This is a genomic window from Microbacterium sp. AC026, assembly GCF_979258475.1.
In genome coordinates this window covers 1,036,185-1,050,174 of the sequence record NZ_OZ409857.1, presented here as the reverse complement: position 1 = coordinate 1,050,174, position 13,990 = coordinate 1,036,185, and the positions used below count along the sequence as shown (strand labels likewise).

Sequence of the window (13,990 nt, the reverse complement as noted above, 5' to 3'; positions counted from 1 at the left end):
GACATGAAGTTCTATGCACGAAGAATCGGGTTCTACGCGTTCACGCTATGGGCCGCGATCTCACTCAACTTCCTGCTTCCCCGGCTCATGCCGGGGAACCCGGCGGACATCATGATCGCCAAGATGCAGCGAGCGGGCGGCGAGGTCTCCGAGACCACGATCCGCAACATCAAGCTGCTTCTCGGCGGTGATGACTCGTCCCTCTGGGATCAGTACATCGCGTACTGGGGGCGCATGTTCCAGGGCGACCTGGGCATCTCCGTCACCAAGTTCCCCGCGCCGGTGAGCGAGCTGATCGGGCAGGCGCTGCCCTGGACGCTCATCCTCGTCGGCACGGTGACCGTGATCTCCTTCATCCTCGGCGTCGTCCTCGGCGCCTGGGCGGGATGGAAGCGGGGAACGTGGGTCGACCACCTCATCCCGGCGACCACCGTGCTGCAGTCCATCCCGTACTTCTGGATGGCGCTGCTGCTCGTCTCGGTGTTCGCGGTCGGGCTCGGCTGGTTCCCGATCTTCGGCGGCTACGACGTGTTCGACTTCCCGGACGGTCCCGAGCCGACCTGGGCGTTCTTCATGGATGCGCTCTCGCACGCCATCCTGCCCGCACTGACGATCGTGATCTCGTCGGTGGGCGGCTGGATGTTCGGGATGCGCAACATGATGGTGCAGACCATGGCCGAGGACTACGTGCTCACGGCCGAGGCCAAGGGGCTCCGTCCGCGTCGCATCATGACCACGTACGCCGCCCGCAATGCCGCGATCCCGTCGATCGCCGGCTTCTCGATCACCCTGGGATTCGTTGTCGCCGGCTCCATCGTCATGGAGCAGGTCTTCACCTACCCGGGCATCGGGAAGCTGATGTTCCAGGCGGTCACGAACAACGACTACGCGCTGATGCAGGGACTCTTCCTCGTCATCACGATCACGGTGCTCGCCGCCAACTTCATCATGGACCTCGTCTATGGCTTCATCGACCCGAGGGCTCGCCAGAATGTCTGACACCGAGAACACAGTGCTGATCACGAAGGATCAGCCCATGACCCAGCCTGCGAGCACGATCTCTCTCGCCACCCAGCGGGGCCGCAGACGCCGCCGCGTCCTTCCCACCTCATCGACGAAGTTCATCATCGGCGCGAGCATCGTGATCGCGATCGTTCTGTTCGCGATCATCGCGCCGATCTTCTCGCAGGACCCTCGAAGCACCGACAACCCCGCACTGCTCCCGCCCTCGCCGGAGCACTGGTTGGGCACCACCAAGCTGGGCAACGACATGTTCGCCCAGCTCGCCATCGGCGCCCAGGGCTCGCTCCTCGTGGGCGTGGTAGCGGGCGGAATAGCCATCATCCTGTCGCTTGTCTTCGGAGTCCTCGCGGGGTACCTCGGCGGATGGCGCGAGGACACCCTGGCGCTGCTGACCAACGTGATGATCGTGATCCCCGGCCTGCCGCTGGTGATGGTGATCTCCTCCTTCGTCCCGCAGCGCAGCTGGCAGCTCGTCGCGTTCGTGCTCGGCATCACGTCCTGGGCCGGTGCCGCCTACGTGCTCAGGCTGCAGACCCGATCTCTGCGCACCCGTGACTACGTCTACGCGTCCAAGGTCGCGGGAGAGCGATCCTTCCGCGTCATCCTGGTCGAGATCATGCCGAACCTGCTGCCGTTGCTCACCGCGCAGTTCCTGTTCGCGATCATCTTCGCGATCCTCGGCGAGGCCGGACTCTCATACCTCGGTCTCGGCCCCAACTCCTCCATCACCTGGGGGACGATCCTCAACGACGCGCAGTCAGGTCAGGCGCTCGGACGAGGCGCCTGGTGGTGGTTCGTCCCACCGGGAATCATGATCGCCATGCTCGGCGCCGGACTCTCGCTCATCAACTTCGCGATCGACGAGGTCATCAACCCCAAGCTCCGCAATGCACCCGACGCCGCTCGGCGCGTGCGCAAGGCGGCCAAGACGAAGGGGGTCGCCGCATGAGCGCTCCGGATGCCGTGCTGACCGCACGGGACGTGTCGATCGAGTACGAGGTGGATCCGCCCGTGAAGGCGGTCCGCAACGTCTCTCACACTCAACCGAGGCGAGATCCTCGGCCTCGCCGGTGAGTCCGGCTGCGGCAAGACGACGCTCGCCTACGGCATGAATCGGCTGCTCAAGGCTCCTGCGCTCATGACCAGCGGCGAGATCGTGTTCCATGACCGCGACGGCCACGACATCGACATCGTCGCTCTCGACGGCGATGGGCTGCGGGCCTTCCGCTGGGACAAGATCTCGATGGTGTTCCAGGGAGCGATGAACTCGCTCAATCCGGTCATCAGCGTCAAGGCGCAGATCTTCGACATCTTTGAGACCCATCGCCCCGGCATGTCCAAGAAGGACAAGCAGGCGCGGGCCGAAGAGCTGCTGACCCTGGTCGGGGTCGACCCGTCGAGGCTGACGAGCTTCCCCATGAGCTGTCCGGTGGCATGCGTCAGCGCATGATGATCGCGATGGCGCTCGCGCTGGACCCTCAGGTGATGATCATGGACGAGCCGACCACGGCGCTCGACGTGGTCGTGCAGCGCGGGATCATCCGCGAGATCATGCGGTTGCGTGAGCGGCTGGGCTTCGCGGTGATCTTCATCACGCACGACCTGCCCATGCTGATCGAGATCAGCGACCGCATCGCCGTGATGCTGCAGGGGCAGATCGTCGAGGAGGGCACCGCGGAGGAGATCTACCGCACGCCCCAGCACGAATACACCAAGAAGCTGTTGTCGAGCTTCCCGAGTCTGACCGGCGAGCGCGGAGATTTCGTCCGCACCGGCAACCAGCCCAGTCAGGAGGAGGTCCGATGAGTGCTCCCACCCTCGAAGCCCGCAACCTGGTGAAGGACTTCACGCTGCGATCCGGCCTCAAGACGTCGGTCCTGCACGCAGTGAAGGACGTCTCGTTCACCATCGAAGCGGGGAAGACGGTCGCTCTCGTCGGCGAATCCGGGTCGGGCAAGTCGACGATCGCCCGGATGCTGATGAAGCTCGAGACGCCGACGGGCGGGCAGATCCTGCTCGACGGCAAGGACTCGGGCATGCGCGGCCGCGCCGTGGAGGACTACCGCTCCCAGGTGCAGATGGTCTTCCAGGACCCCTTCGCGTCACTCAACCCCTTCCACACGATCATCCATCACCTGGAGCGGCCGATCCGGCTCCACCACCCCAAGCTGTCTGGCTCCCAGGTGCGGGCGCGGGCGATCGAGCTGCTCGATCGCGTGCGGCTGTCGCCCGGCGAGAGCTTCGCCGAACGTCGCCCGCATGAGCTGTCCGGTGGCCAGCGGCAGCGCGTGGCGATCGCTCGTGCGCTCGCCCCGGGAGCGCGGTTCATCGTCGCGGATGAGCCGGTCTCGATGCTCGATGTCTCGATCCGACTGGGAGTGCTCAACCTGCTGGCAGATCTGCAGCGGGAGGAGAACCTCGGCGTGCTCTACATCACGCACGATCTCGCGACGGCACGTCACTTCAGCGACGAGATCATGGTGCTCTACAAGGGCGATGTCGTCGAGCGCGGCCCCGCCGACGAGGTCATCCTCAATCCGCAGCACGAGTACACCAGGACATTGCTGGGCGCCGCGCCCGAGCCCGAGAACCTCGGGCGTCTGAGAGACGAGGTCAGAGCCGAGCTGGCGGGTCACTGACCTCCAGTGCATGACGCCGCGCTCGCCTGGCGCCCCACCTTCGGGGCGTCGGGGGAGCGCGGCTTTCTGCGGCCTGTGCCGACGACGTCGACCCGCTAGACTGAGGCCACAAGTGAAGACAGGCCGAATGACCCACGCGGGAGAGCCCCGGCGAATGCAGCCGGGCACCGAAGGAGCAAGCCTCCCCGCCAATCTCTCAGGTACGCGTACCGCGCGGTTCCGGCCACTCTGAAAAGCGATCTCGAGCGACGCCGCGTCTGCTCGGATCCGCCGACGGTGAAAGCCCAGTCTCTGGGCGAAGCTCTCAGGCCCATGACAGAGGGGAGTTCCCAGGAGCAGCGTCGCTGTTCCGCCCGATCCAGCCCGGGAGAACTCCATGTCCGACCCCCGCTACACCCCGCTGCGTGAGCGCCACGAGGCGCTCGGTGCATCGTTCACCGACTTCGGCGGTTGGCAGATGCCGGTGCGATACACGTCCGACCTCGCCGAGCACCACGCCGTGCGGCAGGCGGCCGGCATCTTCGACATCTCCCATATGGCGGAGTTCCTCGTCACCGGCGACTTCGCCGGGGAGTTCCTCGACTACTCGCTCGCGGGCCGGCTGTCGGCGATGGCGGTCGGCAAGGCGAAGTACTCCCTGATGCTCGCCGACGACGGCGGGATCATCGACGACGTCATCGTCTACCGGCTCGCAGACGACCGCTTCCTGGTGATCGCGAACGCGGGAAACCGCGGATTCGTCGACCAGGCGTTCGCATCGCGCGTCCGTTCGTTCCCATCACGGATCGAACGCGAGATGCCCGCCAGGGCCGAGGGAGAGGATCGCAGCTTCGCGGGGTTCATCGGCGACAGGGGCGTGGACGTCGAAGACGTCTCCGACGACTATGCCCTGCTCGCGGTCCAGGGCCCCGCCTCCGAGGCGATCGTCTCGTCGACGCCGGGGATCAGCGATCTCGGCACCCCGTGGGCGGAGCAGAAGTACTACGCCTGGGCCGATGCGCTGTTCCAGGGTGCACCGCTGCTGCTCGCCCGCACCGGCTACACGGGTGAGGACGGATTCGAGCTTCTGGTGAGAGCCGCCGACGCACCCGCCCTGTGGGACGCCCTCGTCGAGGCGGGTGAGCCGCACGGGCTCGTCCCCGCGGGCCTCGCCGCGCGCGACACCCTCCGGCTCGAAGCGGGGATGCCTCTCTACGGTCACGAGCTCTCGCGCGAGACGAAGCCGTCTCAGGCCGGTCTCGGGCGAGTGGTGGTGTCCGACAAAGATGACTTCATCGGCAAGGGAGCGGTGGATGCCGCATCCGACGCTCCGGTGCTCGTCGGCCTGGTCGCCGAGGGCAAGCGTGCCGGACGCGCGGGCTACTCGGTGGTCGACGCGGACGGCATCGTGCTGGGCGAGGTCACCAGCGGTGCACTGAGCCCGACGCTCGGCCACCCGATCGCGATGGCCTACGTGGCACCTTCTTCCGCTGCCGCGGGAACCGCAGTATTCCTTGATGTGCGGGGGACCAGGATCCCCGCGACCGTGACCGCCCTGCCTTTCTACCGGAGGACCAAATGACCGATCTCAACGCACTCAGCTATACCGACGAGCACGAGTGGATCGCCGCTGACGGTGACACCGTGACCATCGGGATCACCGACTACGCGGCCGACAAGCTGGGAGACGTCGTGTTCGTCGAACTCCCCGCCGTCGGCACCGAGATCACCGCAGGGTCGGTCGTCGGTGAGATCGAGTCGACCAAGTCGGTCGGCGAACTCTACGCCCCGGTCACCGGCACGGTCGTCGAGATCAACGACGCCGTCGTCGACGACCCGTCGCTCGTGAACGCCGAGCCGTTCGACGGAGGCTGGCTCATCAAGGTCTCCGTCGCCACCGGTGCGCTCGAGGGCCTGATGGACCGCGACGCGTACGTCGCTCTCACGGAGGGCTGATCGTCCAGTGGTCTCTTTCGCCGATCGTCATATCGGAACCACCGCCGCCGCCCAGCGCCAGATGCTCGACACGCTGGGCGTCGAGTCGAAGCTCGAGGACTGGAGCCCGGTCGAGGCGCTGATGCGTCAGGCCGTGCCCGCTTCGATCTTCACCCCCGCCTCCACCGAGTCCGTGATCCCGCGCGCAGCGAGCGAGACCGAGGCGCTCGCCGAGCTGCGAGCGCTCGCGTCCCGCAACACGGTGAACCGGCCGATGATCGGTCTCGGGTACTACGGCACGATCACCCCTCAGGTGATCCAGCGCAACGTGCTCGAGAATCCGTCGTGGTACACCGCGTACACGCCGTACCAGCCCGAGATCTCGCAGGGTCGCCTCGAAGCACTCATCAACTTCCAGACGATGGTCGCCGAACTGACCGGCCTGACCACCGCGAACGCGTCGATGCTCGACGAATCGACCGCTGTGGTCGAGGGGATGCTGCTGGCACGCCGCGCGTCGAAGAAGGTGTCGAACGTCTTCGCCGTCGACGCCGACGCGTTCCCGCAGACGAAGGCACTGCTCGAGACCCGTGCCGAGGCCGTGGGCATCGAACTGGTGTCCGTCGATTTCGCGGCGGGCGAGGAGCTGCCCGCCGAGCTGTTTGGCGTCTTCGTGCAGTACCCGGGGGCCTCCGGGCGAGTCTGGAACCCGGCGGCCGTGATCGATGCGGCGCACCTCGCGGGCGGGCTCGCCGTCGTCGCGGCCGACCTCCTCGCGCTCACCCTCATCGCGTCGCCCGGCTCGCTCGGGGCCGATGTCGCGGTCGGGACGACGCAGCGCTTCGGCGTGCCGATCGGCTTCGGAGGCCCGCACGCGGGCTACATGGCTGTGCGCGCAGGGCTCGAACGTCAGCTGCCCGGCCGTCTCGTCGGCGTCTCTGTCGATGCCGACGGCAAGCCGGCGTATCGGCTGTCGCTGCAGACCCGCGAGCAGCACATCCGCCGCGAGAAGGCGACGAGCAACATCTGCACCGCTCAGGTGCTGCTCGCCGTGATGGCGTCGATGTACGCCGTCTACCACGGTCCCGATGGACTGAAGGCGATCGCCCGGGAGGTCGCGGCCAAGACCGCGATGCTGCGCGACTGGCTCGCCGATGCGGGTGCGGACGTCGTCCACGACTCGTTCTTCGACACCCTCCAGGTGCGGGTGCCGGGGCGCGCTGCCGAGTTCGTGGAGCAGGCCCATCACGGATTCGGCATCCTGCTGCACGCCGCGGATGCCGATACGATCGGCATCTCGATCGACGAGACCACGACGGTCGCCGAGCTCCATCAGGTCGCTCAGGTCTTCGGCGGTGCCCGGGAGCGCGCATTCGGATTCTTCGGCTCCGGTTCGCAGGGCGGCCTCCCCGGCGATCTGCTCCGTCAGGACGAGTACCTCACGCACCCCGTCTTCCACGCGCACCGCAGCGAGACGGCGATGATGCGCTATCTCAAGAGCCTCGCCGATCGTGACTATGCGCTCGACCGCGGCATGATCCCGCTCGGGTCCTGCACGATGAAGCTCAACGCGGCGACCGAGATGGCATCGATCACGTGGCCGGAGTTCGCGGGCATCCACCCGTTCGCGCCGGCATCCGATGTCGCGGGGTATCTCGACATGATCACGCAGCTCGAAGCGTGGCTCGCCGAGGTCACGGGGTACGACGCCGTCTCGCTGCAGCCGAACGCCGGCTCGCAGGGCGAGCTGGCCGGCCTCCTCGCCATCCGCGGCTACCACCTCGCGAACGGCGACACGCAGCGCACGGTGTGCCTGATCCCGTCGTCCGCGCACGGCACCAACGCGGCCTCCGCAGTGCTCGCCGGAATGAAGGTCGTCGTCGTGGCGTGCGATGAGCTCGGGAACGTCGACCTCGACGACCTGCGGGCGAAGATCGCGGCGCACGCCGACGAGCTCTCGGCGCTGATGATCACCTACCCGTCGACGCATGGCGTCTACGAGCAGGACGTGGTCGAGATCACGACCGCGGTGCACGACGCCGGCGGCCAGGTGTACGTGGACGGAGCGAACCTCAACGCGCTGCTCGGCTACGCCCGGTTCGGCGATCTCGGCGGCGACGTCTCGCACCTCAACCTGCACAAGACGTTCGCGATCCCGCACGGCGGCGGCGGCCCCGGTGTGGGCCCCGTCGCGGCCAAGGCGCACCTCGCGGCCCACCTGCCGTCGCACCCGCTCGCGCAGCGGGCGGAGCATGCGGGCGGATTCGTCTTCGAAGGCGGCGCGGTGTCGGCGGCACCCTACGGATCTGCGGGCATCCTGCCGATCTCCTGGTCCTATGTGCGGATGATGGGCGCCGACGGCCTCCGTCACGCGACCGCGGCCGCCGTGCTGTCCGCGAACTACATCGCCGCGCGCCTGGGCGAGCACTTCCCCGTGCTGTACGCGGGGGAGGACGGCCGGGTGGCGCACGAGTGCATCCTCGACCTGCGTCCGCTTCGCGAGGAGACCGGGATCACCGTCGACGACGTCGCCAAGCGACTGATCGACTTCGGCTTCCACGCACCGACCATGTCGTTCCCGGTCGCGGGGACTCTGATGGTCGAGCCCACCGAGTCCGAGGACCTCGGCGAGATCGAGCGGTTCATCGAGGCCATGATCATGATCAAGGCCGAAGCGGATGCCGTCGCCGCCGGGCGCTGGCCCGCGGACGACAACCCTCTCGTCAACGCTCCGCACACCGCAGTCTCGCTGATCGCGGGGGAGTGGGAGCACGCCTACAGCCGTGAAGACGCCGCCTATCCGGTGCACGCTCTGGTGGCAGGCAAGTACTGGCCGCCCGTGCGCCGCATCGACCAGGCGTACGGTGACCGCAACCTCGTGTGCGCCTGCCCGCCGATCGAGGCGTTCGCCTGAACCGAATCCTGAGGGGTGACGGCGTCGTGTCCATGCGGACACGACGCCGTCACTCGTTTCCGTGCATTTCCGCGTGTTTCGGGGATGTTTCAGTTGGTCACCACTCAGTAACGGTTCATTAGCCGAGAGCGGCGTCCACGAAACCGCGGGTTACAGTCAACTATCCCTACGCGTTCGACGATGAGCGCGCAGTCTGATGAATACCCGTCCACAGGAGGACACAAAGTGAAGCGCAACAAGATCGCCCTTGCGGGCACTGCGCTGTTCGCGATCGGCGCCCTGGCGCTCGCGGGCTGCGCGAGCGGTGGAAGCGGCAATGAAGGCGACGGCGGCTCCGGTGCGAACACCGACGCCGACGCCATCATCACCACGAACGGCTCGGAGCCCGAGAACCCGCTGATCCCCACCAACACCAACGAGGTGGGCGGCGGAAAGATCCTCGACGAGATCTTCGCCGGTCTGATCTACTACGACGCCGACGGCAAGCCCGTCAACGACGTGGCTGAGGAGATCACCACGGAGGACCCGCAGAACCTCACCGTCAAGATCAAGGAAGGCCTGACCTTCACCGACGGTGAAGAAGTCACCGCCGACAACTTCATCAAGGCGTGGAACGAGGGCGCCAAGGCGTCGAACGCTCACCTCTCCAGCTACTTCTTCGAGGACATCGAGGGCTTCAGCTACGACACCGACTCCGAGCTCACGGGTCTCAAGCAGGTCGATGACTACACCTTCACGATCGCGCTGAACAAGCCGGCATCCGACTTCGCTCTGCGTCTCGGCTACTCGGCCTTCTACCCGCTCCCCGACGTCGCGTTCGAGGACATGGAAGCGTTCGGTCAGAACCCGATCGGCAACGGTCCGTACATGATCGACGGCGAAGACGCGTGGCAGCACGACGTCCAGATCGACCTCGTCCGCAACGACGACTACGACGGTGGCCGTCAGGCCGCCAACGGCGGTCTGACCATCAAGTTCTACGCCACGCAGGAGGCCGCATACGCCGACCTGCTGTCGAACGAGGTCGACGTCATCGACGCGATCCCGACGAACTCGCTCCCGGTCTTCACCGACGAGCTCGGCGACCGTGCTGTGAACCAGCCCTCCGCTGTGTTCCAGTCCTTCACCATCGGCCAGTTCCTCCCGCACTTCAGCGGCGAAGAGGGCCAGCTGCGTCGTCAGGCGCTATCGATGGCGATCAACCGCGAGGAGATCACCGAGACGATCTTCTCGGGCACCCGCACCCCGGCATCCGACTTCACCTCTCCGGTCATCGACGGCTGGTCCGACTCGGTTCCCGGCAGCGAGGTCCTCGACTTCGACCCCGAGAAGGCGAAGGAGCTGTGGGCTGAGGCCGACGCCATCGCACCGTGGGACGGCGAGTTCAAGATCGCGTACAACTCCGACGGCGGCCACGACGCCTGGGTCGACGCGGTGAGCAACAGCATCAAGAACACGCTCGGCATCGAGGCATCGGGTGACCCGTACCCGACCTTCCAGGACCTTCGCACGAAGATCAACGACCGCACCATCACCACGGCTGCGCGCTCGGGCTGGCAGGCCGACTACCCGGGTCTGTACAACTTCCTCGGACCGCTCTACGCCACCGGCGCAGGCTCCAACGACGGTGACTACACGAACCCCGAGTTCGACGAGCTCATCTCCGCCGGCATCAGCAACCCCGACGCCGAGGCTCAGATCGAGGACTTCACCAAGGCGCAGGAGGTCCTGTTCCAGGACCTTCCCGCGATCCCGCTGTGGTACTCGAACGTGACCGGTGGCTTCAGCGAGAACGTCGACAACGTCACGTTCGGCTGGAACTCGGTTCCGCTGTACTACGAAATCACGAAGGCCGGCGAGTAAGTCTGACGGCACTTCACCTGTGAGGCGGTGACGATTCTTCGTCACCGCCTCACAGGCTTGTGTTCACGTAGCTTTCTTTCCCCTCAAGAAGGGACAAGCGGATGCTCGGTTACATTCTGAGACGTCTCCTGCAGGTGATCCCGGTCTTCTTCGGAGCCACCCTGCTCATTTACTTCCTCGTGTTCGCCATGCCCGGCGACCCGATCCTCGCCCTGTTCGGCGACAAGACGCCCAACCCGGCGGTCGTCGAGCAGTTGCGCGCGCAGTACCACCTGGACCAGCCGTTCATCGTGCAGTACTGGTACTACATCACCGGCGTCTTCCAGGGCGACCTGGGCACGACCTACTCGGGCCGCCCGGTCTCGGCTGTGCTCGCCGCCACGCTTCCTGTCACCGGCCGACTCGCAGTGATGGCCATCGCCATCGAGTTCGTGCTCGCCATCGTCATCGGCACCATCTCGGCGCTGCGCAAGGGCAAGCTGTTCGACAACGTCTCGCTCGTCGTGGCGCTGGTCGCGATCGCGATCCCGATCTTCGTGGTGGCGTTCCTCGCGCAGTACTTCCTCGCGATCCAGCTCGGCTGGTTCAAGCCCACGGTGGGTGCGGACAACGACTGGGGCGGGCTGTGGCTGCCGGCGATCGTGCTCGGTTTCAGCCTCTATGCGGTGAGCATGCGTCTCATGCGCAGCTCGGTCATCGAGACCCTGAACCAGGACTGGGTGCGCACGGCGTACAGCAAGGGCCTCTCGCGCAACCGCGTGCTGCCCGTGCACGTGCTGCGCAACTCCCTGATCCCGGTGATCACGAACTCCGCCACGAACTTCGGCGTGCTGCTCGTGGGCGCCACCGTCACCGAGGGCATCTTCAACGTCCCCGGTGTGGGAAACACGCTCTTCCAGGCGATCCAGCGCGGCGAGGGACCCACGGTCGTCTCGTTCGTGACCGTGTTCGTCATCCTGTACGTGTTGGTGAACCTTCTCATCGACCTGCTCTACGGTCTGCTCGACCCGAGGATTCGCTATGCCTGATCCCACATCTCAGAAGCACTACGTCGCTCCGATCGAGACGGAGTCGATCGCGGTCGACGCCGTTCGGATCTCGGACAAGCCCAGCAACCTCTGGCGTGACGCCTGGTTCGACCTGCGTCGTCGTCCGCTGTTCTGGTTCTCGGTCGTCCTCGCGCTGTTCTTCCTCGTGATGGCGCTGTGGCCGACTCTGTTCACCGCGACGCCGCCGAACAACGACTGCCAGCTGTCGAACAGCAACGGCGGTCCGACGGACGGACACCCGCTCGGGTTCACGTTCCAGGGCTGCGACATCTATGCGCGCATCGTCTGGGGTGCTCAGACGTCGCTGGCCGTCGGCCTCATCGCGACGCTGATCTCGTCCGTTCTCGGCCTGATCATGGGAGCTCTCGCGGGCTTCTACGGCGGATGGCTCGACTCGGTGCTCTCGCGCATCGGCGACATCTTCTTCGCCATCCCGTACATCCTCGCGGCCGTCGTCGTGATGACCGTGTTCCGGGATTCCCGTTCGGTGTGGACGCTCGCGTTCGCCATCGGAGCGTTCGCCTGGGCGTCCACGGCTCGCGTCGTGCGGGCCGAGGTGCTCCGTGTGCGTCAGGCGGACTTCGTGATGGCGTCGCAGGCGCTCGGTCAGTCGAAGTTCAAGATCCTCCTGAACCACGTGGTCCCGAACGCCATCGCTCCGCTGCTCGTCGTCTCGACGCTCGGCCTCGCCGCCGCGATCGTCGCGGAAGCGACGCTCTCGTTCCTCGGGGTGGGGCTCGGCAGCGACGTGATGTCGTGGGGAAATGACATCGCGAAGGCTCAGGCATCGCTGCGTGTCGCGCCGATGGCGCTCATCTATCCGTCGATCGCCCTCACCCTCGCGGTGCTGGCGTTCGTCACCCTGGGCGAGCTCATCCGAGACGCCCTCGACCCGAAGGCGAGGGCACGCCGATGAGCGAGCGAATCACCGAACAGGTCCCGCTGCTGAGCATCCGCGACCTGAGCGTCGCGTTCCGCACGCAGGAGGGTCTGCGCGAAGTGCTCCACGGAGTGAGCTTCGACGTCATGCCCGGAGAGACCGTCGCGATCGTGGGCGAGTCGGGCTCGGGCAAGTCCACGACGGCCACGGCCATCGTGAACCTGCTGCCCGGCACCGGCCAGGTCACCGCGGGATCGATCACCCTCGAGGGGCGCGAGCTCACGACGCTCAACCGTCGCGAGATCGAGGCCGTCCGAGGCCGGGACATCGGCTTCGTGCCGCAGGACCCGATGTCGAATCTCAACCCCGTCTGGAGCATCGGCTTCCAGGTGAAGGAGGCGATCCGTGCGAACGGCATCGCCCAGGGGCGCGACGCGGCCAAGGCGCGCACCGTCGAGGTGCTGCAGCAGGCCGGACTCGCCGACGCCGAGAAGCGTCTGCACCAGTTCCCGCACCAGTTCTCGGGAGGCATGCGCCAGCGCGCGCTGATCGGGATGGGCCTCGCGGCCGACCCCAAGCTGCTCATCGCCGACGAGCCGACCTCGGCTCTCGACGTCACTGTGCAGCGCGTGATCCTCGACCACATGGCGTCGCTCACCCGTGACAAGGGCACCTCGGTGCTCCTGATCACGCACGATCTCGGTCTCGCAGCCGAGCGTGCGGACAAGATCATCGTGATGAACGGCGGCAACATCGTCGAGTCCGGTCCCAGCCGCGAGATCCTCGAGAACCCGCAGCACCCGTACACGAAGCGACTGGTCGCCGCGGCGCCCAGCGTCGCATCGCAGCGCATCCAGGCGGTGGTGGAGGACCGGGGGATCGAGACGCTCGACGACCTCGCCGACATCCCGCCGACGGTGCGCGTCGCCGGACTCACGAAGGACTACCGGATCCGCCAGGGGAACTTCCGCAGTGAAGCGTTCCGCGCTGTCGACGACGTGTCCTTCGAGATCCCTCGCGGCAAGACGCTCGCGCTCGTGGGCGAGTCGGGCTCTGGCAAGTCCACGGTCGCCAAGATGGTGCTGAAGCTCGAAGAGCCGACCAGCGGAACCATCGAGATCGACGGGCAGGATGTGTCGAGGCTGTCGAATGCGCAGGCGTTCGGTCTGCGTCGGCGCATGCAGCCGGTCTTCCAGGACCCGTACGGCTCGCTCGATCCACTGCGCAACATCGGCAACACGATCGCCGAGCCGATGCAGATCCACGGCGTCGGCGATCGCGCCTCGCAGCGCGAGCGGGTCGAGGAGCTGCTCGACCAGGTCTCGCTTCCGCGCGTCCTCGCGACCCGGTATCCGAACGAGCTCTCGGGCGGTCAGCGTCAGCGTGTCGCGATCGCACGCGCTCTCGCGCTCAAGCCCGACATCATCGTCCTCGACGAGGCGGTGTCGGCGCTCGACGTGCTGGTGCAGGATCAGGTGCTGCAGCTGCTGGCCGAGCTCCAGTCGGAGCTCGGGCTCACCTACCTGTTCATCACTCACGACCTCGCGGTCGTCCGAGTGTCGAGCGATCTGGTGTGCGTCATGGAGAAGGGCAAGATCGTCGAGCAGGGCACTGTCGACGAGATCTTCGCGAATCCCCAGCAGGAGTACACCGATCGTCTGCTCAAGGCGATCCCCGGGGCGACCATCACCCTCGGCGGTCACTGAGA

The 13,990-nt window shown here is 66.5% G+C and carries 10 protein-coding genes, 1 pseudogene and 2 riboswitches; all 11 genes and pseudogenes read left to right on the top strand.

Annotated elements, in window-relative coordinates:
- Positions 1-3 precede the first annotated feature (3 nt).
- The 11 genes and pseudogenes from ACZZ93_RS05360 (at position 4) to ACZZ93_RS05310 (ending at position 13,988) form a co-directional block, all read left to right on the top strand.
- Entirely contained in the window at positions 4-999 is a 996-nt protein-coding gene (locus ACZZ93_RS05360; RefSeq protein WP_053095557.1) for an ABC transporter permease, read from the top strand.
- Complete coding sequence (locus tag ACZZ93_RS05355; protein WP_053095558.1) at positions 992-1,972, top strand: ABC transporter permease; 981 nt, start codon at positions 992-994, stop codon at positions 1,970-1,972. The genes ACZZ93_RS05360 and ACZZ93_RS05355 overlap by 8 nt, the downstream gene beginning before the upstream one ends.
- Positions 1,969-2,829 (top strand): annotated as a pseudogene (locus tag ACZZ93_RS05350) (ABC transporter ATP-binding protein). Before ACZZ93_RS05355 ends, ACZZ93_RS05350 begins: the two are co-directional and overlap by 4 nt.
- Complete coding sequence (locus ACZZ93_RS05345; RefSeq protein WP_463510612.1) at positions 2,826-3,662, top strand: ABC transporter ATP-binding protein; 837 nt, start codon at positions 2,826-2,828, stop codon at positions 3,660-3,662. The pseudogene ACZZ93_RS05350 and the gene ACZZ93_RS05345 overlap by 4 nt, the downstream one beginning before the upstream one ends.
- Positions 3,663-3,789: 127 nt before the next feature.
- A riboswitch (glycine riboswitch) is annotated at positions 3,790-3,884 on the top strand.
- A 1-nt stretch (position 3,885) separates the two neighbouring features.
- Positions 3,886-3,988: riboswitch (glycine riboswitch) on the top strand.
- Positions 3,989-4,038: 50 nt separating this feature from the next.
- Positions 4,039-5,223 (top strand): glycine cleavage system aminomethyltransferase GcvT, encoded by a 1,185-nt coding sequence (locus tag ACZZ93_RS05340; protein WP_463510611.1) that lies wholly within the window; start codon positions 4,039-4,041, stop codon positions 5,221-5,223.
- Positions 5,220-5,597, top strand: a complete 378-nt coding sequence (gene gcvH / locus ACZZ93_RS05335) for a glycine cleavage system protein GcvH (protein WP_463497501.1) — start codon at positions 5,220-5,222, stop codon at positions 5,595-5,597. The genes ACZZ93_RS05340 and gcvH overlap by 4 nt, the downstream gene beginning before the upstream one ends.
- A 61-nt stretch (positions 5,598-5,658) precedes the next feature.
- Positions 5,659-8,490: an aminomethyl-transferring glycine dehydrogenase gene (gcvP, locus tag ACZZ93_RS05330; RefSeq protein WP_463511723.1), complete on the top strand. Its 2,832-nt coding sequence runs from the start codon at positions 5,659-5,661 to the stop codon at positions 8,488-8,490.
- Positions 8,491-8,715: 225 nt separating this feature from the next.
- A complete protein-coding gene (locus ACZZ93_RS05325) occupies positions 8,716-10,353 on the top strand; it encodes a peptide ABC transporter substrate-binding protein (protein WP_150115049.1) in 1,638 nt (545 codons plus the stop codon).
- A gap of 101 nt (positions 10,354-10,454) precedes the next feature.
- Positions 10,455-11,381, top strand: coding sequence for an ABC transporter permease (locus ACZZ93_RS05320; RefSeq protein ID WP_053095564.1), 927 nt, complete (start codon positions 10,455-10,457; stop codon positions 11,379-11,381).
- Positions 11,374-12,318 (top strand): ABC transporter permease, encoded by a 945-nt coding sequence (locus ACZZ93_RS05315; protein WP_053095565.1) that lies wholly within the window; start codon positions 11,374-11,376, stop codon positions 12,316-12,318. The genes ACZZ93_RS05320 and ACZZ93_RS05315 overlap by 8 nt, the downstream gene beginning before the upstream one ends.
- Positions 12,315-13,988, top strand: coding sequence for a dipeptide ABC transporter ATP-binding protein (locus ACZZ93_RS05310; RefSeq protein WP_053095566.1), 1,674 nt, complete (start codon positions 12,315-12,317; stop codon positions 13,986-13,988). Before ACZZ93_RS05315 ends, ACZZ93_RS05310 begins: the two co-directional genes overlap by 4 nt.
- The last annotated feature ends 2 nt before the right edge of the window (positions 13,989-13,990 follow it).

Bases quoted from the DNA above. Each gene is read 5' to 3' on its own strand.
- gcvP (WP_463511723.1), top strand. From the start codon at position 5,659: ATGCTCGACACGCTGGGCGTCGAGTCGAAGCTCGAGGACTGGAGCCCG.
- ACZZ93_RS05345 (WP_463510612.1), top strand. From the start codon at position 2,826: ATGAGTGCTCCCACCCTCGAAGCCCGCAACCTGGTGAAGGACTTCACG.
- ACZZ93_RS05360 (WP_053095557.1), top strand. From the start codon at position 4: ATGAAGTTCTATGCACGAAGAATCGGGTTCTACGCGTTCACGCTATGG.
- gcvH (WP_463497501.1), top strand. From the start codon at position 5,220: ATGACCGATCTCAACGCACTCAGCTATACCGACGAGCACGAGTGGATC.
- ACZZ93_RS05340 (WP_463510611.1), top strand. From the start codon at position 4,039: ATGTCCGACCCCCGCTACACCCCGCTGCGTGAGCGCCACGAGGCGCTC.
- ACZZ93_RS05310 (WP_053095566.1), top strand. From the start codon at position 12,315: ATGAGCGAGCGAATCACCGAACAGGTCCCGCTGCTGAGCATCCGCGAC.
- ACZZ93_RS05355 (WP_053095558.1), top strand. From the start codon at position 992: ATGTCTGACACCGAGAACACAGTGCTGATCACGAAGGATCAGCCCATG.
- ACZZ93_RS05315 (WP_053095565.1), top strand. From the start codon at position 11,374: ATGCCTGATCCCACATCTCAGAAGCACTACGTCGCTCCGATCGAGACG.
- ACZZ93_RS05320 (WP_053095564.1), top strand. From the start codon at position 10,455: ATGCTCGGTTACATTCTGAGACGTCTCCTGCAGGTGATCCCGGTCTTC.